At 65.7% G+C, this 18,560-nt stretch carries 17 protein-coding genes; 8 read left to right on the top strand and 9 right to left on the bottom strand.

The genetic code is table 11. The features are described from left to right. The first annotated feature begins 35 nt into the window (after positions 1 to 35). Together BLV47_RS11655 and BLV47_RS11650 are read left to right on the top strand one after the other, a co-directional pair. The gene (locus BLV47_RS11655; protein ID WP_092313583.1) at positions 36 to 1,778 is read left to right on the top strand and encodes an amidohydrolase; all 1,743 of its coding nucleotides are present in this window, start codon (positions 36 to 38) and stop codon (positions 1,776 to 1,778) included. 104 nt (positions 1,779 to 1,882) lie between these two features. Beyond that, complete coding sequence (locus BLV47_RS11650; RefSeq protein WP_092313580.1) at positions 1,883 to 2,620, top strand: TorF family putative porin; 738 nt, start codon at positions 1,883 to 1,885, stop codon at positions 2,618 to 2,620. 112 nt (positions 2,621 to 2,732) lie between these two features. Here BLV47_RS11650 and BLV47_RS11645 read toward each other — a convergent pair whose 3' ends face one another. Further along, entirely contained in the window at positions 2,733 to 3,701 is a 969-nt protein-coding gene (locus BLV47_RS11645; protein ID WP_092317182.1) for a Gfo/Idh/MocA family protein, read from the bottom strand. A gap of 17 nt (positions 3,702 to 3,718) precedes the next feature. After that, positions 3,719 to 4,606 carry a Dyp-type peroxidase gene (locus BLV47_RS11640; protein WP_092313577.1) on the bottom strand — a complete coding sequence of 296 codons (888 nt, stop codon included), beginning with the start codon at positions 4,604 to 4,606 and terminating at the stop codon, positions 3,719 to 3,721. Positions 4,607 to 5,049: 443 nt separating this feature from the next. Between BLV47_RS11640 and BLV47_RS11635 the strand changes: the two genes are divergently transcribed. Beyond that, the gene (locus tag BLV47_RS11635; protein ID WP_092313575.1) at positions 5,050 to 6,675 is read left to right on the top strand and encodes an NADP-dependent glyceraldehyde-3-phosphate dehydrogenase; all 1,626 of its coding nucleotides are present in this window, start codon (positions 5,050 to 5,052) and stop codon (positions 6,673 to 6,675) included. 118 nt (positions 6,676 to 6,793) lie between these two features. Beyond that, the gene (locus BLV47_RS11630; RefSeq protein WP_092313572.1) at positions 6,794 to 7,837 is read left to right on the top strand and encodes an FUSC family protein; all 1,044 of its coding nucleotides are present in this window, start codon (positions 6,794 to 6,796) and stop codon (positions 7,835 to 7,837) included. A gap of 146 nt (positions 7,838 to 7,983) precedes the next feature. Here the strand turns inward: BLV47_RS11630 and BLV47_RS11625 are convergent, their stop codons facing one another. Together BLV47_RS11625 and moaB are read right to left on the bottom strand one after the other, a co-directional pair. After that, complete coding sequence (locus BLV47_RS11625) at positions 7,984 to 9,189, bottom strand: molybdopterin molybdotransferase MoeA (protein ID WP_092313569.1); 1,206 nt, start codon at positions 9,187 to 9,189, stop codon at positions 7,984 to 7,986. Continuing rightward, positions 9,186 to 9,725 carry a molybdenum cofactor biosynthesis protein B gene (moaB, locus tag BLV47_RS11620; RefSeq protein ID WP_092313565.1) on the bottom strand — a complete coding sequence of 180 codons (540 nt, stop codon included), beginning with the start codon at positions 9,723 to 9,725 and terminating at the stop codon, positions 9,186 to 9,188. The genes BLV47_RS11625 and moaB overlap by 4 nt, the downstream gene beginning before the upstream one ends. A 225-nt stretch (positions 9,726 to 9,950) precedes the next feature. On the opposite strand from moaB, the gene mobA reads away from it, so the two are divergent. The 3 genes from mobA to fdhD all read left to right on the top strand — a co-directional run bounded on the left by mobA (position 9,951) and on the right by fdhD (position 12,453). After that, on the top strand, positions 9,951 to 10,568 hold the full coding sequence (gene mobA, locus BLV47_RS11615; protein ID WP_208605256.1) for a molybdenum cofactor guanylyltransferase MobA: 618 nt from the start codon (positions 9,951 to 9,953) through the stop codon (positions 10,566 to 10,568). 109 nt (positions 10,569 to 10,677) lie between these two features. Beyond that, on the top strand, positions 10,678 to 11,568 hold the full coding sequence (locus BLV47_RS11610) for a LysR family transcriptional regulator (protein ID WP_060840021.1): 891 nt from the start codon (positions 10,678 to 10,680) through the stop codon (positions 11,566 to 11,568). A 57-nt stretch (positions 11,569 to 11,625) separates the two neighbouring features. Then, positions 11,626 to 12,453 carry a formate dehydrogenase accessory sulfurtransferase FdhD gene (gene fdhD / locus BLV47_RS11605; protein WP_092313559.1) on the top strand — a complete coding sequence of 276 codons (828 nt, stop codon included), beginning with the start codon at positions 11,626 to 11,628 and terminating at the stop codon, positions 12,451 to 12,453. Positions 12,454 to 12,615: 162 nt separating this feature from the next. On the opposite strand, the gene moaE is transcribed toward fdhD, so the two are convergent. Genes moaE through moaA form a run of 5 tightly spaced genes read right to left on the bottom strand, consistent with a single transcriptional unit; the run spans position 12,616 to position 15,775 of the window. Continuing rightward, entirely contained in the window at positions 12,616 to 13,071 is a 456-nt protein-coding gene (gene moaE / locus BLV47_RS11600; RefSeq protein ID WP_092313556.1) for a molybdopterin synthase catalytic subunit MoaE, read from the bottom strand. Between the two features lie 3 nt (positions 13,072 to 13,074). Next, on the bottom strand, positions 13,075 to 13,326 hold the full coding sequence (locus BLV47_RS11595) for a MoaD/ThiS family protein (RefSeq protein WP_060840024.1): 252 nt from the start codon (positions 13,324 to 13,326) through the stop codon (positions 13,075 to 13,077). Beyond that, positions 13,323 to 13,805: a cyclic pyranopterin monophosphate synthase MoaC gene (gene moaC / locus BLV47_RS11590; protein WP_092313553.1), complete on the bottom strand. Its 483-nt coding sequence runs from the start codon at positions 13,803 to 13,805 to the stop codon at positions 13,323 to 13,325. The genes BLV47_RS11595 and moaC overlap by 4 nt, the downstream gene beginning before the upstream one ends. A gap of 26 nt (positions 13,806 to 13,831) precedes the next feature. Beyond that, a complete protein-coding gene (locus tag BLV47_RS11585; protein ID WP_092313551.1) occupies positions 13,832 to 14,731 on the bottom strand; it encodes a bestrophin family protein in 900 nt (299 codons plus the stop codon). A 45-nt stretch (positions 14,732 to 14,776) separates the two neighbouring features. After that, on the bottom strand, positions 14,777 to 15,775 hold the full coding sequence (gene moaA, locus BLV47_RS11580) for a GTP 3',8-cyclase MoaA (RefSeq protein WP_092313548.1): 999 nt from the start codon (positions 15,773 to 15,775) through the stop codon (positions 14,777 to 14,779). Positions 15,776 to 16,233: 458 nt separating this feature from the next. Between moaA and BLV47_RS11575 the strand changes: the two genes are divergently transcribed. Beyond that, entirely contained in the window at positions 16,234 to 18,558 is a 2,325-nt protein-coding gene (locus BLV47_RS11575) for an FdhF/YdeP family oxidoreductase (RefSeq protein WP_092313545.1), read from the top strand. Positions 18,559 to 18,560: the final 2 nt, after the last annotated feature.

Below are 18,560 nucleotides of genomic sequence, written 5' to 3'. Positions count from 1 at the left end.
TCTGGCGATCAGACGCAATAACAAGGAAATGTTCAATGAAAAGATTGACCCCGACGCTGCTGCTGGCTGCCATGAGTTTTGCCTCGTTGGAAGCCATGGCCGCTGCCGACCTGGTGCTGCTCAACGGCCAGATCTTCACCGCCGACCGCGCCCAGCCCAAGGTCCAGGCCCTGGCGGTGGAGAACGGCAGGATTCTGCGAACCGGCAGCGACCCGCAGATCAAGGCACTGATCGACAGCCACACCCGGGTCGTCGACCTGGGGGGCAAGACCCTGATGCCGGGCCTGATCGACACTCACTCCCATGCGATCTTCGGTGGCCTGGAAATGACCAGCGCCAACCTGCAGGACGAAGTGGTCAGCCTCGACGAACTGGAAAAACGCCTGCGCGCCTGGCGGGACGACGGCAGCGCCCGGCATGCCGACGTACTCAGCATCGCCGGCATGAGCTCGGCCTACTGGGCCCAGGCCCAGGCTCTGGGCCAGCGTTTCAATCAGGGTGAATGGGCCGGCGTGCCAGTGGTATTCACCGGCAGCGATCACCATACCGCCTGGGCCAATGACTTCATGCTAAAGCGCGCCGGAATCGACGCCGCCCTGCTCAAGAGCCTGCCCGAGGCCGAGCGCAACACCATTGGCCAACTGCCCGACGGCCGCCCCAACGGTTTCCTGGTGGACGCCGGCTGGGACCGGGTGGCCGCGAAAATGCCGGCGCCGGGCCCGGAGCAGATGCTGCGCGCTGCGCAATCGGCCCTGCACTACAACAACAGCCTGGGGATTACCGCCTGGATGGACCCCGCCGCCAACGCCGCCCCCGGCGAAGCGGTGTTCGCCATCAAGCCCACCGAACACTCCGTCGGCGTGCTGCCGGCCTACAAGGCCCTGGCCGAAAGCGACGGGCTGACCGCCCACATCGCCGCACTGCTGGTGGCCAACCCCCGTAGCCGTCCCGCCGACCTCGACACCCTGGACAAGGTGCGCCAGCAGTTCCAGGGCATTCCCAACCTGACCCTGCCGGGGATCAAGATCTTCGCCGACGGGGTGATCGAATACCCGGCCCAGAGCGCGGCGATGATCGAGCCCTACAACAACTCCCACAAACCCGGCGAACTGCTGATCGACCCGGCGCACTTCGGCGAGTTGGTCAGTGCCATCGACCAGCGCGGCTGGCTGGTCCACATCCACGCCATCGGCGACCGCGCGGTGCGCGAATCGCTGAACGGCATCGAGCAGGCACGCCAGGATCGTCAGAGCGGCATCAGCCACTCCATCACCCACCTGCAGATGGTCAACCCCAAGGAATTCGCCCGTTTCAAGCCGCTCAACGTGGTGGCTTCGATGCAACTGCTCTGGGCTTCGGCCGACGACTACACCACGAACATGATCAAGCCCTACGTCAGCGCCCTGGCGTTCCGCTACCAGTACCCGGCGCACTCGCTGCTCAAGCAGGGCGCGACCATCGCCGGCGCCAGCGACTGGCCGGTGTCCTCGCCCAACCCGTGGAACGCCATGGCCCAGGCCATCACCCGCCAGGGGCCGCTGGGGGTGCTCAATGCTGATGAACGCCTGGATCGCGAAACCATGTTCTACGCCTACACCCTCAATGCCGCACGCACCCTGGGCCTGGAACAGCAGATCGGCTCACTGACGGCCGGCAAGCAGGCCGACTTCATCGTCCTCGACCGCGACGTGTTTGCCGTGGACGAAAAGGCCCTGCATGAAACCCAGGTACTGCAGACCTGGTTCGCCGGTCGCGAGGTCTATAACCGCCCGCTCTGAGCTCCGCCCACCGTTGCAACGCCTGCCCCGCGCTCTGATGACGCCGGGGCACGGCGCCGCCTTGCCCGCTTCCCCCCCATAACAATCACAACAACGGGATCCCCATGAAGCCCCTAACCCTGCTCACCCTGGGCGCCGCGTGCCTGCTGCCCCCGGCCAGCCACGCCCTGCCCCTAACCGACGACCTGACAGTGGAACTGGAACTGACCCTGGCCAGCGACTACCGCACCCGCGGCATCTCCCAGACCCAGAACGACCCCGCAGCCCAGGCCGCCGTGACGCTACTGCATGGCAGCGGCCTGTACCTGGGCAGCTGGAGTTCCAACGTCGACTTCGGTGGCGGTCTGAAGACCCGCCAGGAAGTCGACTACTACGGCGGCTGGCTGTGGCAGGCCAGCCAGGACCTGAGCCTGGACCTGGGCTACCTGAAGTACAGCTACCCCCGGGAAGCGCAGTTCAACCAGAGCGAGGTGTACGGCATCCTCAGCGTTTACGGGGTCAAGCTCGCGGCCTATTACTCCAACGATGCCCCCGGCATCGACAGCCAGCAGAGCACCCTGTACCGCTACCTCGGCTACGAGACCCGATTGCCGCTGGAGCTGGGGCTGCACCTGCGCTATGGCGAGATGGACTTCAAGGACCCACGACTGATCCGCGCCTCGGGCCAGAGCGATGACAGCTACCGCGAGTGGGAGGCCAAACTGACCCGGGACATGGCCGGGCTGGAACTGGGCCTGAGCTACATCGGCACCGATCTGTCCCGCAGCCAGTGCACCAGCAACTACGGCTTCAGCGACCTGTGCGGCGCCACCTGGGTGGCCAGCGTCAAGAAGTCCTTTTGAATGCTCCGGGGCGATGCCCGTCCCGGGACCGCCTGCGCCGGCAAGCCAGCTCCAAGGAAAGACCTCGCGCCGACTTGCTGGCGAACAGCCCGGAAAGAGCGGCACCACTGGCTCAGCCGCGCTGCAGGATCCGATCCATCACCCAATCGGTCTTCAGCGCTTCGCTGGCCAAGGCCGGGTGCACGGCGTCACCGCGGATATGGGCATTCATGCCCTGCACGTGATGCCACTGGATGTGCTCGGGGTGGTCGATGACCAGGCTCAGGGGCTCTTCGGCTTCAAGTTGCAGCGGATGCTCGTCGAACACGGAAAAGCTGATGCGCCCCAGGCTGCCGATGATTTCCACCCGGTCCAGCCGGCGGTCGGCGACGAAGTTCCAGGCGCCGCTGCCCAGCGCCCCGCAGGCGAAGCGCCAGCTGGCGCTGACCGCGTCCTCGGCGGCATACAGCCCGGCCTGACGGGTGCTGATGCCGGCCACCTCGACGATATCGCCCAGCAAGTACTGGAACAGGTCCAGGCCATGGCTGGCCAGGTCGGCGAAGTAACCGCCACCGGCAATCCGCGGGTCGGTACGCCAGTTGGCCGCACCGCTGCGATCGGCTTCGGAGGCGGGCTTGCTCAGGCTCCAGTGCAGGTGCCGGACTTCACCGATGCGTCCATCCGCCAACCATTGCCGCACCTGCGCAAAGCGCGGCAGGGAACGCCGGTAATAGGCGACGAACAGGTGCAGCCCGGCCTGCTGGAACGCCTGCTGCATGGCCTGGCTCTGCCCGGCATGCAAGGCCATGGGCTTTTCCACGCAGCAATGCTTGCCGGCGGCGGCCACTTGCAGGCTGTAGGCGTAATGGCTGTCGGGAGGCGTGGCGATGTACACCGCATCCACCTCGGGGTCGTCGATCAGGGCCTGGGCATCGGTGTAGTAGCGGGCGATGCCATGGCGCCGGGCATAGTCGCGCACCGCCTCGGCGCGGCGGCCCATCACCGCCACCAGCGCCGAACCCGGAACCTTGTAGAAGGCCGGGCCGCTCTTGCGCTCGGTGACGCTGCCGCAACCGATCATGCCCCAGCGCACGGTGCGCAGCGACCCGGCCTCGGTGTTCATTTCACCGCTTGCAGCGCGCGCAGGTCGAGCCGGCCGTTGTGCAGCGGCGGGCACCAGTAATAGCCACCGGTGAGCGGCCGGCTCATGCGGTACAGGCCGTCGACGATGCCGTCTTCCAGGCCGCTCATGCGTCGCAGTTGGACTTCGAAGGCGTTCAGGCTGTGACCGAAGGCGAGGAACATCAGGCCGCCCTGCTCACCTTCGATCCAGGGCATCGAACGGCGCACCATGAAAGCCTCCGGGGTGAAGCTTTCCTGGGCGGTGCGCTTGACGTGGGCCGATTCCGGCGCGTCGTCCAGTTCTTCGTTGTCGCTCAGGCGCCGGCCGATGATGTGGTCGCGCTCTTGCTGGTGCATCGCGGCAAAACCCTTGAAGTCGTGCTGCCACTGCTGGATCGCGGCAAAGCTGCCACCGCGCAGGCCGTCTTCACCCTCGGCCAGTGCGGCGGCCGCGGCGACTTCAGCCTCAGGGTTTTCGGTGCCGTCTTCGTAACCGGTGAGGTCATGGCCGGTCTTGTGGCGGAAGGTTTCGTTCATCGCCACCAGGCGCAAGGCCGGGGCCAGGGCCGCCGCCAGTTGGTTGCTGCGGTGCAGCAGCTCGCCGCGATCATCACCGTGCAGCCAGACCCACAGCGCATGCTGGGTCGAAGGGTTGTCGACACCAACACCGGTCAGTGCCGGGAACGCCTTGAGCCCTTGCACCCGGCCACCCAGGGCCTTGACCAGCGAGGCGCCAAAACCCGCCACCGCCGTGGCGCCATCCACCCGCGCCAGCAACTGGTCGAGGGCCTGGGGCAATGCCTCAAGGGACTCAAGAGCAAAGAACAAATGACGGGCCTGGGATGGAACGGGGGCAGCGAGGATGCCGGACTGGTAGTAACTCATGGGAACTCCTGAATAAAGGCGAGGGAGTTTACCGCTGTGGGCCCGCGGCGTCAGCGTTGCAACCGTCACAGCAGGTGTGGCAACGACAGACAACCTCGATCCGCGGCGGGGTAGCCGCGGCCCCAGGCGGCGAACACTGGCTCAGGGCTGGCGAGGACCTTGAAGCCGGCGCGGCGATCAGCCGCCCGGAGCGACGCAAGCCAGCAGGCAAGATCAGCCTCAGCGCACCCGGAATCGACTGTTGCCCGACACAAGCTGAAACGTTTAATCTCAAGTCGCGATCGCTGATCCGCCACCGGCCCGCCGTCCTGCGCCATGAGCCGCCGCGTCCGGCGCCCGAGCGTACAAAGCGCTAAAACCGCAGCCCATTCAGGCGTATAAACCTGGGAGCGATGGCGCCACTGTCATCCGCGCCGCCGCCATTTCCAACACGGGGTAGAGTCATGACCACAGCCAATGTCCTCACCAACCTGTTTCCCGCTGCCACCGACATCCCCGAAGCCTATCGCCTGCCCGATCCGGTGGAGCAGCGCGACTACCTGGTGGACGGCGAGCTGCGCACCTGGAACGGCCCCCTGGCCCAGGTCCGCAGCCCGATCTACCTGAGCGGCGCCGACGGCGACCGGCAAGTGATCCTCGGCAGCACCCCGCTGCTGGACGCCGACACCGCCCTCACCGCCCTGGACGCCGCCGTGCGCGCCTACGACCGTGGCCAGGGCATCTGGCCGACGATGCGCGTGGCCGAGCGCATCCAGCACGTGGAAGCCTTCCTGGCGCGCATGCGTGAACAGCGCACGGCGGTGGTCAGGCTGCTGATGTGGGAAATCGGCAAGAACCTCAAGGATTCGGAGAAAGAGTTCGACCGCACCTGCGACTACATCGTCGACACCATCGGTGCGCTCAAGGAACTGGACCGGCGCTCCAGTCGCTTCGAACTGGAGCAAGACACCCTCGGCCAGATCCGCCGGGTGCCCCTGGGCGTGGCCCTGTGCATGGGGCCCTACAACTACCCGCTGAACGAAACCTTCACCACCCTGATCCCGGCGCTGATCATGGGCAACACCGTGGTGTTCAAGCCGGCCAAGCTCGGCGTGCTGCTGATCCGCCCGCTGCTCGAAGCCTTCCGCGACAGCTTCCCGGCCGGGGTGATCAACGTCATCTACGGCAGCGGCCGCGAGACCGTCAGCGCGCTGATGGCCAGCGGCAAGATCGACATCTTCGCCTTCATCGGCACCAACAAGGCCGCCAGCGACCTGAAGAAGCTCCACCCCAAGCCCCATCGCCTGCGCGCGGCCCTGGGCCTGGACGCGAAGAACCCGGGGATCGTGCTGCCCGACGCCGACCTGGACAACGCGGTCAGCGAGGCCGTCACCGGCGCGCTGTCGTTCAATGGCCAGCGCTGCACCGCGCTGAAGATCCTGTTTGTCCACGAAACCGTGGTCGAGCGCTTCATCGAACAGTTCAACGCCAAGCTCTCGGCCCTCAAGCCGGGCATGCCCTGGGAACCCGGGGTGGCCCTGACGCCGCTGCCGGAAAACACCAAGGTCGACTACCTGCACGCCCTGGTGGCCGATGCCCAGGCCCACGGCGCCCAAGTGGTGAACCCTCACGGTGGCGAGTCGCGGGCGTCGTTCTTCTACCCGGCGCTGCTGTACCCGGTGACCCCGCAGATGCGCGTCTACCACGAGGAACAGTTCGGCCCGGTGGTGCCGATCGTGCCCTACAACGATCTGGACACGGTGATCGACTACGTCCTGGAATCGGACTTCGGCCAGCAACTGAGCCTGTTCGGCAGCGACCCGGCGGTGATCGGCCGGCTGGTGGACACCTTCGCCAACCAGGTCGGGCGGATCAACATCAACGCCCAGTGCCAGCGCGGCCCGGACACCTTCCCCTTCAACGGTCGCAAGAACTCCGCCGAGGGCACGCTGTCGGTGCATGATGCGCTGCGCACCTTCTCGATCCGTACCCTGGTGGCGACCAAGTTCCAGGAGCGCAACAAAGCGCTGATCAGTGACATCATCCGCAACCGCGACTCCAGCTTCCTGACCACCGACTACATTTTCTGAAGCACCCTGCCGGGGCTCGCCACGCGGCGAGTCCCGGCCACTGCGGCAACCACTCGAACCACTGGGAGAAACCTGTCTGGGCCCGTTCAACTTCCTGCGGGGCATCACCCTGCCCCCCTTGCTGCGCCGCCTGCTGCGTCCCGTGCTGGACCCGTACCGGCGCTACCGTCACGCCCGGCTGATCCACGCGGTGCGGGTCGCCCTCGGCCTGATCGCCACCATCCTCCTGACCACCGGCCTCAACCTGCCCCACGGTGAATGGGCCTCGGTGACCATGCTGGTGGTGATCGGCGGCCTGCAGCACCACGGCAACATCGGCAAGAAAGCCGCCGAGCGGGCCATCGGCACCCTGGTGGGCGCCGGGGTCGGCCTGGTGCTGGTGGTGCAGCAGGCGTACTTCGGCCAGCCCTGGCTGACCTACCTGGGGATGTCGGCGGTCTGCGGCTACTTTTCCTATCACGCCATCGGCAAGGGCGGCTACACCGCGCTGCTGGCGGCGATCACCGTGTTCATCGTCGCAGGCCACGGTGACAACCAGGTCAGCGACGGCCTGTGGCGCGCGGTGGACATCCTCATCGGCATTGCCCTGGCCCTGGCGTTTTCCTTCGCCATTCCGCTGTACGCGGTGTACTCCTGGCGCTACAACCTGGCCAGCGCCCTGCGCGACTGCGCCCAGCTGTACGGACGGATCGTCCAGGGCCAGTCGGTAACCGACGACGAACACCTCAAGCTGCTGGGCCGGGTCAACGCCGCCATGCTGCAACTGCGTTCGCTGATGCCGTCGGTGTCCAAGGAAGTGCGCATCTCCATGACCGAACTGGACGCCATCCAGCGCAACCTGCGGATGTGCATCAGCACCCTGGAGATCCTCGGCAACACCCGCCCCGACGCCAGCGACCGGCAGGCCATGGCGCAGATGCAACTGGCGCTCAAGGCCGAGCACCGGCAGATTCGCGTGCAACTGATCGGCATGGCCCGGGCCCTGCAAACAGGGGTCACCCAGCGCCTGGAAAAAGCCGTGGAAGGCAGCCCCGAGAACGCCCTGGAAGCGCCGGTGTATTCGGCCCTGGATGGCTACCGGCTGCTAACTCGGCAGCTGGCGGCGACCCTGGGCGAGATGCGCCAGCGCCTGGGCAAGAGCGCCCGGCATTGGAAGATCTAGGCCCTTGGCTTTGTACGAAAAGCCTTGATACTCGGTGATGCTGCGTTGAAAACGGTCTCGGAATGCTCATTTACAACCCGTAAACTCCGCTTCCTCGACCGTTTTCGCCTTGCCTGACCTTCGTCTCAAAACTTTTCGCACAGAGCCTAGAACAGCTCGCTGAAGGGAATGAAACGTGCCGGATCGCCCACTTGCAGGGTATGGCCCTCAAGCACCTCCACCAGGCCATCGGCCCAGCTAGCCCCCAGCAGCACCCCGGAGCTCTGGTTCGGATAGAGCACGGCACGCCCCTGTTCCAGGCGCGCCCGCAGGTATTCCCGGCGGCTGCTGGCCTTGGGCCAGGCGAAGGCCACCGGCACCTCGACGCTCAGCGGCGCCACCTCCTGCACCCCTTGGATCCGCAGCAGGTAGGCCCGGGCCAGCAGGCCGAAGGTCACCAACGCCGAGGCCGGGTTGCCCGGCAGGCCGATCATCGGCACCTGGCCAAAGTGGCCCACGGTCAGCGGCTTGCCGGGCTTGATCGCGAGCTTCCAGAACAGCGGCCGACCGTTGCTGCGCAGCACCTGGCCCAGGCAGTCGGCGTCCCCCGCCGAGACGCCGCCGGTGCTCAGGATCAAGTCCGCGCCGTGCTGCAACTGCTCCAGCCGCAGCCGGGTCTGCTGCGGCTGGTCGGGCAGAATCCCGGCGTCGATGACCTCGCAACCCAGGCTGTCGAGCCAGTGGCGGAGCAAGGTGCGGTTGCTGTTGTAGATGCAACCGGGGCGCATCGGCGTGCCCGGCTCCAGCAGCTCATCACCGGTGGACAGCAACGCCACCCGCGGACGGCGCACCACATGCAGCTCGGTGCAGCCCTGGGCCGCGGCCACCGCCAGTTCGAAAGGTCCCAGGCGCTTGCCGGCCTGCAACAGCACCTGGCCGACACGGTTTTCCTGGCCCTGGGGGCGGATGTTCTGCCCCGGTTTCAGGGTCTGGGTGAAACGCACCCGGCCATCCTCCAGCAGCTCGACGTTCTCCTGCATCTCCACGCAATCGGCGCCGGCCGGCAGCGGCGCGCCGGTGAAAATCCGCGCACAGCTGCCCGGCGGCAAGGGGTCGCCGGGCTGCCCGGCGAAGATCGTCTGCGACACCGGCAGTGGCTGGCCATCCCAGTGCTGCAGGTTCAGGGCGTAGCCGTCCATGGCGCTGTTGGGCCAGGGCGGCAGGTCCAGGGTTGCCACCAGGTCAGTGGCCAGCACCCGTTGCCGGGCTTCATCCACGGCGAGGGTTTCACTCTCCGGCAGGCGCTGGGCATCGGCCATGGCCAGCAGGCTGGCCAAGGCATCTTCCAGCGGCATCAGGCAACCCTGGCTCATCCCCGCGACTCGCAGGCCTGCACCGGCTTGAGGTGCGGCACGAAATTGCACGGCCGATGGCGGGCATCCAACTGCTCGGCGAGGATGCCTTCCCAGGCGGTGCGGCAGGCCCCGGTGGAGCCCGGCAGGCAGCACACCAGAGTGCCGTTGGCCAGTCCGGCCAGGGCCCGGCTCTGCACCGTGGAGGTGCCGATATCGAGAATCGAGATGGCGCGGAACAGCTCGCCGAAACCGTCGATGTGCTTGTCCAGCAGGCAGCTCACGGCTTCCGGGGTGCTGTCGCGGCCGGTGAAGCCGGTGCCGCCGGTGATCAGCACCACCTGGATGCGCTCGTCGGCGATCCAGGTCGCCACCTGGGCGCGGATCTTGTACAGGTCGTCCTTGAGCAGGTTGCGCTCGCTCAGGGTGTGACCGGCTTCCAGCAGGCGACTGACCAGCAGTTGCCCGGAGGTGTCCGTGGCGTATTCCCGGGTATCGCTGACTGTCAGCACGGCTATGTTCAAGGGTACAAACAACGCATCCGACTTCACGCTCATATCATTCTCCGACCGGCAAGATAAAAACCATGGGCTCAGGCTAAGGGCGCCAAAGCGCGGCTGTCTAATCGTTCTGGCTGACCGGATTATCGATCCGCTCTATCGTCGCCGGGACCTGGCGGCCCGTCCGATAAGCCGGATCGATCAGCCATTCGATACTTGCGATTGGACGTGCTCGAAAGACAATGCGATGGTTTGCGCCACCCACCGGATATGCACCCGAACATGACCCCGACCCGCCCTGCCCCGACCCTCTGCGCACCCTGCTCGATCCTGCTGCTGGCGGGGGGACGCGGCGCGCGCATGGGCGGTCGCGACAAGGGCCTGGTGGCCTGGCAGGGCCGGCCCTTGATTGCCCATGTACAGGCCACGGTGCGGCCCTTCAGCGATGACCTGATCATTTCCTGCAACCGCAACGCCGAGCAGTACCGGCCCTATGCCGATCGCCTGGTGGCGGATGAGCAGGCGGATTTTCCCGGCCCCATGGCCGGCGTGCTGGCGGGCCTGGCAGTGGCCCGGCACCCCTGGCTGCTGGTGCTGGCCTGCGACGCGCCGCGGATCGACGGCGCGCTGATCCAGGCGCTGCTGGATGCCCGCCCGGCGGACAGCCCCGGCCCGTTGATGGTGCAGCAGGACGGACAGTGGCAACCCATGTTCAGCCTGATACCCACGGCCCTGGCAGCCGACTTGCGCGCCGCCTGGGAGCGCGGCGAGCGCAGCCTGCTGCGGGCCCTCGCCGCCCACGGTCTGAAGCCTCTGGCCTGCGCCGCCGACGATCCGCGGCTGAGCAACTTCAACACCCCTGAACTACTGTCTGAAACAGACCCCGGGCCCTTGGCTTGAACGCCGACGGTGTGCCCCGAGGGTTCGGCCCGGGAGGATTGAACGTCTTTCCACGGACCGGACTCCTGCGTTAATACTGACTCCGATTCCCTTCACCACAGGTGCCATTGTGGACATCAAGCAACTCAAGTTTCTGATCGCCCTGGAGCAGACCCGGCACTTTGGCCAGGCTGCCGCGCGCTGCCACATCACCCAGCCGACCCTGTCCATGCGCCTGCGCAACCTGGAGGACGAACTGGACCTGATCCTGGTGACCCGCGGCCAGCGTTTCGAAGGTTTCACCGAGGCCGGCGAGCGGGTCCTGGCCTGGGCCAAGACCCTGCTGGCGGCCCATGACGGGCTGTTCGCCGAGGCCGCCGCCTGCCGCGGGCAACTGGTGGGTAACCTGCGCCTGGGCCTGGTGCCGCTGAGCGGCTTCAACCCCATCAGCTATGTGCAGAAGCTTTCGGCGAGCTTTCCCGAGCTCAAGTTCAGCCTGTCGTCCGCCAGTTCCGACCGGATCATCGAGGACATCGGCAACAACCAGCTGGACCTCGGGGTCTGCTACCTGGACCACGTCAACCCCAACTACCTGGACTTCTTCGAGATCGGCGAGACCCGGGTCGGCCTGCTCTACGACACCCGGCACTTCCATTTCGAAGGCAGCGAGATGAGCTGGGAAGACGCCGCCGAGTTGCCCCTGGGCATGCTCAGCACCGGCATGCACTATCGCAAGTCCATCGACCTGAGCTTCCGCAGCCGTGGCCTGAACCCGACGCCGATCCTGGAAAGCGATTCCACCTACCAGCTGTTCCAGGCGATCCACGAGGGCTTCTGCTGCTCGATCATGCCCCTGGACAGCGGCCTGGATTCGCCCATCGACAACCTGGCCTTTATCCAGCTGCCGGATGCCAGCGTGCTGGCGCCCCTGGGGCTGGTGATGCGCAAGACCGAGCCGCGCTCGGCGATTGCCGAAAAATGCTTCGCCGAAGCCAGGAAGCTGTTTGCGCTCAAAGACTGAATGAATGCCCCGGGCCGCCCATGGCCCGGGGCGAATCGACTGTATCGAGGTGTAGTCATGGTGTGCCGGATCGAGCAACCGGAGCAACAACCCGAAGCCAACGCGCCGGCGCCGGCGCCGCAGCGCGTGGCCTATCGCGAATACGGCCCCGACGGCGTGGTGGCCGAGGCGCCGCTGGCCGCCGAGATCGCCCTGGCGATCACCTACAACGGCCTGAGCCAGGCGGTGATGATGGTGTCCCCCGGCAACCTGGAAGACTTCATTCGCGGCTTCAGCATCACCAACGACATCGTCAGCGACCTCAGCGAAATCTACGATATCCGCCTCAGCCACTTTCCCCAGGCCTGCCAGGCCGACGTGCAGATTTCCAGCCGGGCCTTCTGGGCCCTCAAGGACCATCGTCGGCAGATGGCCGGGACCAGCGGCTGCGGATTATGCGGCGTCGAAGCCCTGGAACAGGCGCTGCCACAACTGCAGATCCTCGAACCTTCGCCCCTGCCCCCGGCCGAGCACCTGCAGGGCCTGCGCGAGCGCATCGAACAGGCCCAGCACATGGCCCGCAGCAGCGGCGCCCTGCATGCAGCGCTGTACTTCGACGCACAGGGCGAGGTGCGCCTGTGTCAGGAAGACATCGGCCGTCACAACGCCCTGGACAAGCTGATCGGCGCGCTGTTGAACGCCGGGATCGACGGTCGCCAGGGCTTCACCGTGGTCACCAGCCGCTGCAGCCTGGAACTGATCCACAAAGCCGTGCGCGCGCGCCTCGGCACCCTGGTCAGCCTCTCGGCACCCACCGCACTGACCGTGCAATGGGCCAACAAACACCACCTGAACCTGATCCACGTGCCCCATCGCAATGCTCCGCGGATCTACAGCCCGATCTGAAGTGGCGAGGGAGCTCGCTCCCGCTCGGGCGCGCAGCGGCCGCCAACACTGAATCCGCGATCCACCTGACAGACCACGGATTCAGGCCCTGGGAAGGCTGCGCCTTCCAGCGCCAGCAAGCTCGCTCGCCACTGGCTTTGTACGACCGCTTTCGGCAGCCCTTCAGGGCTGGCCCCAGCGTTGAGCGGCTTGCCGGTCGCTCTCGCGCCCGTCGATCCAGCGTTCGCCGCCAGGGGTGACTTCGCGCTTCCAGAACGGCGCCCGGGTCTTCAGGTAATCCATGATGAAGGCACAGGCCTCGAACGCCGCTTGCCGATGGGCACTGGCCACGCCGACGAAGACGATGGGCTCGCCCACCTGCAGCCACCCGACCCGATGCACCAGGCGCACCCGGTTCAGCGGCCAGCGCGCCTGGGCCTGTTGCACGATGCCCTGCAGCGAGCGTTCGGTCATGCCCGGGTAGTGCTCCAGGAACAGGCTCTGTACCGCCTCCCCCAGGTTGAGGTCGCGCACATAGCCAACGAAGGTCACTACGCCACCGACACTGGAGTCGCCGGCCTGCAGCCCGGCATTGAGTTGATCCAGGTTGAAGGCCTGGGTCTGCACCTGAATGTCCATGCCTCAGCCCCCGGTCACTTGGGGAAAGAAGGCGATTTCATCGAAGTCCTCGATCACCGCGTCGAGCTTGCACAGGTCCTGGTTCAGCGCGCACATCAGGCTGTTCTCCCCCAGCACCGCGGCCCAGGTTTCACCCCGGGCCATCAGCCGCCGACGCAGGTCATCGACGGTGCGCAAGCCGGCGTCCAGCGGCAGCTTCTCACCGCCGCTGCCCAGTTGTTCGCGATAGCGGGCAAAGTAATTGACCAGAATCATGGTGCGTCTCCTGCGATGAAAACCCCTGACTTGCCGCCCTGCTTGCTCAGCAGGTGCAGGCCCTCGATGAGCATGCCGCGATCCACCGCCTTGCACATGTCGTAGATCGTCAGCGCCGCGACGCTGGCGGCGGTCATGGCTTCCAGTTCGACCCCGGTGGCGCCGTTGAGCCGGCAGCAGGTGGTGATCTGCACCCGGTCCGGCGGCAGCGCCTGCAGCTCGACGTGGATAGCGCTGAGCAGCAACGGGTGGCACAGGGGAATCAGCTCATGGGTCTTCTTCGCCGCCATGATCCCGGCGATGCGCGCCACGGCGAACACGTCGCCCTTGGGATGCCCCCGGTCCTGGATCAGTTGCAGGGTGCTCGGGTGCATGCGCACCCAGGCCCGGGCCCGGGCCTCGCGCTCGGTGGCCGGCTTGCTGGTGACATCCACCATGCTGGCCCGGCCCTGGGCATCCAGATGAGTGAGTGGGTTCATGTGCAACCTCGGATAAGGACAGTGGTTCAGCTCAGGACATAGTCCACCGGCAACAGCACCGGCGGCAGTTCGGTGGCCCCCTGGGCCTCGAGAATCTCGCGCTCGATGTTGCGCACGATGGCGTTCAGCGGCAGGTCGTTCTCGTCGTGGCCAAAGGGGTCTTCCAGCTCGTCGCCAATGGCGTCCAGGCCGAAGAAGGTGTAGCTGACGATGGCGGTGAAAATCGGCGTCAGCCAGCCCAGGGGCTCGGCCATGGCAAAGGGCAGGAGGATGCAGAACATGTAGCTGGTGCGGTGCAGCAGCAGGGTGTAGGGAAACGGCAGCGGCGTGCCCTTGATCCGCTCGCAGGTGGTTTGCGCGCCGGTCAGCGTCGCCAGGTGATTGGCCAGCAGCTGGTAGCGCCACTCGCTGATCCGGCCCGCCAGGGCCTGGTCCGAACACTGGCGCGCCACCTGGCGCAGGAGACTGTCCGGCAGGTTGCTGGTATTGGCCGGCGGCAGCTGGCTGAGCCAGGTTTCGGCGGCGCCCAGTTCATCTTCCTGGCGCAGCCGGGCCTTGAGGGCGTGGGCGAAACCGCAGAGGTCGCCGAGGATCGCGCGGCGCGCTCCGGGCTCTTCCAGCACCTGGGTTTCGCGGATCAGCGAGCGCACCTCGGTCACCACCGTGCCCAGGGCCTTGCGCGCCTCGTACCAGCGGTCGTAGCAGGCGTTGTTGCGAAAGCTCATGAAGATCGACAGCGACAGGCCGAGCAGGGTGAAGGGCGTGGCGTTGACCTTGGAAAAGTACGCCGGGTGCAGAGTCTCGATCAGCACGATGGCCGAGGCCAGCAGGGTCACCAGCAGGCTGCGCAGGGCGATGCGCTTGGCAATCGAGCCCTTGAGGGAAATCAGTACGCTGATCAGGTTGGGTTTGGATCTGACGATCATCGGGGCGAAACCTGTGCACGAAGGAAAACGGTAAAGACCGGTGCTTCAACCGCCGGTCATGTTCATGAAGCGCACCACCTGCACCTCGTCGTTGAGTTCGAAGTGGTGGCGGTAAGGCTTGAGTTTCATCGCCTCGACCACGGCCCGCCGCAGGCGCTCGGAGTCACCGGGATGGGCCCGCAGCACGGCCTTGAGGTCCACCGAATGCTCGTTGCCCAGGCACAACAGCAAGCGCCCTTCCACCGTCAGCCGTACACGGTTGCAGGTGCCGCAAAAGTTGTGGCTGTGGGGCGAGATGAAGCCCAGGCGGATCTGCGGCGCCTCGGCCAGGCGCCAGTAACGCGACGGCCCCTGGGTCGACTCAGCGGACTCCATCAGGGTGTAGCGCTCGGCGATCCGCTCGCGGACCTGGGCGCTGGAAAAGAACGCGTCGCGACGGCTGTGCTCGCTGATGCTGCCCAGGGGCATCTCCTCGATGAACGAGAGGTCCAGGCCGCGGTCGATGGCGAAGGCCACCAGCTGATTGATCTCGTGGTCGTTGCGGCCTTTCATCACCACGCAATTGAGCTTGGTGCGGACAAAACCCGCGGCCAGCGCCGCGTCGATGCCGGCGATCACCTGGCTCAGCTCGCCGGTGCGGGTCAGCTGGCGAAACAGCCCCGGGTCGAGGCTGTCGAGGCTGATATTGAGGCGCTTGACCCCGGCGTCGAACAACGGTGCGGCGAGCTTGCCCAACTGCGTGCCGTTGGTGGTCATGCACAGCTCCCGCAACCCGGGCAATTGCCCGATGCGTTGGCACAGTTGCACCACCCCGGGACGGATCAACGGCTCGCCACCGGTGAGGCGGATCTTGCGCGTACCCAGGGCGACGAAACCCGCGGCCAGCTGGTACAGCTCCTCCAGGGTCAGGATGCGTTGGCGCGGCAGGAACTGCATGTCCTCGGCCATGCAATACACGCAGCGCAAATCGCAGCGGTCGGTCACCGACATGCGCAAGTAATCGATCCGTCGGGCAAAGCCATCCACCAATACTTGATCTGACATCACAGCCTCTGTCGACGGTTAGGACCCTGGGGTCTTAGTTATTCTTTGCGGCCATGAACGGCCATTGAACAAGTTGTTGGCGGCAAGACTAAGAGTGATTAAAAGTGGCGTCCAATCGCTATTAACAACCGATTGATCAATGCAATCTATCAGATGAAAAAGCCCCCTCTCCCGACATGAATATTTAAATACAAGCCATTGATTCATATCGAGTTAAAGACTTGATAGAGGCTTTCGATCAACCGGTCATTAATTGCGATTAGACAGCCAATACAGGCGCCGAATAGGCTTTATTCGTGGCCCATAGAAAGGGCCTTATAAGTGATTCCGTTACCCCAAGCAGATCCGAACTTGAACGGCTTCACCACAAAACCGCATTTAGCCTGTGCAGTTAAACAATCACTGACATCGATTATTGGTCGGGCGGTTGCCTGCGTGCGCTGTATTGGAGAAATATCATGAGCGAAGTTGATCGATATAAACCCTACAAGGGGGCGGCCGCCGGTTGGGGGGCACTGATCGCGGTGACCAGGAACTGGCTGGGCAGCGAGAACGCCTTCAAGAACATCCGCGCCATGCTCAAGACCAACCAGAACGGCGGCTTCGACTGCCCGGGCTGCGCCTGGGGCGAGTCGCCGGAAAACGGCATGGTCAAGTTCTGCGAGAACGGCGCCAAGGCGGTCAACTGGGAAGCCACCGGGCGCCTGGTCAACCCGGCCTTCTTCAACAAGTACACGGTCTCGGCCCTGGCCGCGCAGAGCGACTACTGGCTTGAATACCAGGGCCGCCTGACCCACCCGATGCGCTACGACGCCACCCAGGACCGCTATGTGGAAACCACCTGGGACGAAGCCTTTGAGCTGATCGCCAGCCACCTCAAAGGGCTGGACTCGCCGAACCAGGCGGAGTTCTACACCTCGGGCCGGGCCAGCAACGAAGCGGCCTACCTGTATCAGCTGTTCGTGCGCGCCTATGGCACCAACAACTTTCCCGACTGCTCGAACATGTGCCACGAGGCCAGCGCCGTGGGCATGTTCGAAAGCGTCGGCGTGGGCAAGGGCACCGTGGTGTTCCATGACCTGGAAGAAGCCGACGCGATCTTCGTCATCGGCCAGAACCCCGGCACCAACCACCCGCGGATGCTCGAACCGCTGCGCGAGGCGGTGAAGCGCGGCGCCCAGGTGATCTGCTTCAACCCGCTGAAAGAGCGCGGGCTGGAGCGTTTCCAGCACCCGCAGCACCCGCTGGAGATGCTCACCAACGGTTCCGAACCCACCTCCTCGGCCTATTTCCGCCCGGCCCTGGGCGGCGACATGGCGGCCTTTCGCGGCATCGCCAAGTTCCTCCTGCGCTGGGAGCGCGAAGCCCTGGCCAGCAACGGCGAGCCGGTGTTCGACCGGGCCTTCATCGCCGAACACACCTCGGGGCTGGACAGCTACCTGGCCGAGGTCGATGCCACGTCCTGGAACCATATCCTCGAACAGTCGGGCCTGAGCATGGCCGACATCGAGCTGGCGGCGCGCATGTACCGCAAGGCCAAGCGCACCATCATGTGCTGGGCCATGGGCCTGACCCAGCACACCCACTCGGTGCCGACCATCCAGGAAGTGATCAACGTGCTGTTGCTGCGGGGCAACATCGGCCGCCCCGGCGCCGGCCTGTCGCCGGTACGCGGCCACAGCAACGTGCAGGGCGACCGCACCATGGGCATCAACGAACTGGCGCCCACCGAACTGCTCGACGCCCTGGAGGCGCGCTTCGGCTTCAAGCCACCGCGCGAGCACGGGCACAACACGGTGATGGCGATCTCGGCCATGGAACAGGGCCGGGCCAAGGTGTTCATCGGCCTGGGCGGCAACTTCGCCCAGGCCACCCCGGACACCCCGCGCACCCACGCCGCCCTGCGCAACTGCGAGCTCACCGTGCACATCGCCACCAAGCTCAACCGCAGCCACCTGGTGACCGGGCGCGAAGCGCTGATCCTGCCGTGCCTGGGCCGCACCGACATCGATATCCAGGCCAACGGCCCGCAAGGCATCACCGTGGAAGACACCTTCAGCATGGTGCACATCTCCCATGGCCAGCTGAAACCCAAGTCGCCGCACCTGCGCTCGGAACCTTCGATCATCGCCGGCATCGCCAACGCCACCCTGGGCCCACGCCCCATCGACTGGCTGTGGGTGGTGGAAGACTACGGGCGCATCCGCGACCTGATCGCCGACACCATTCCCGGGTTCGAAGACTTCAATCTCAAGCTGCTGCACCCCGGCGGCTTCCACCTCGGCAACGACGCCAGCCAGCGGCGCTGGAACACCGCCACCGGCAAGGCGCGCTTCATTCCCAGCGTGCTGCCGGAACACCTGGTCAGCGCCGGGGTGCGCAAGCTCAAGGTCAAGCCGGACCTGATCCTGCAGACCATGCGTTCCCACGACCAGTACAACACCACCCTGTATGGCCTGGACGACCGCTATCGCGGGGTCTACGGCATGCGCGAAGTGCTGTTCGCCAACGAGCAGGACATTCGCCAGCTGGGCTTCGAACCGGGACAGAAGGTCGACATCGTCTCGCTGTGGGATGACGGCCGCGAGCGTAGGGTCAGCGGTTTCACCCTGATCGCCTACGACATTCCCGCCGGCCAGTCTGCCGCCTACTACCCGGAGACCAACCCCCTGGTGCCCCTGGAAAGCTATGGCGACCGCACCTACACGCCGACGTCCAAGTTCATCGCCATCCGCCTGGAGCCGGCGGCGGCCAGCAACCTGATCCAGTCCGTCGGCGTTTGATC

This window comes from Pseudomonas saponiphila (genome assembly GCF_900105185.1).
Lineage (GTDB): Bacteria > Pseudomonadota > Gammaproteobacteria > Pseudomonadales > Pseudomonadaceae > Aquipseudomonas > Aquipseudomonas saponiphila.
Note: the sequence above shows the minus strand (reverse complement) of the source record. Positions and strands in the feature narration are given on the sequence as shown.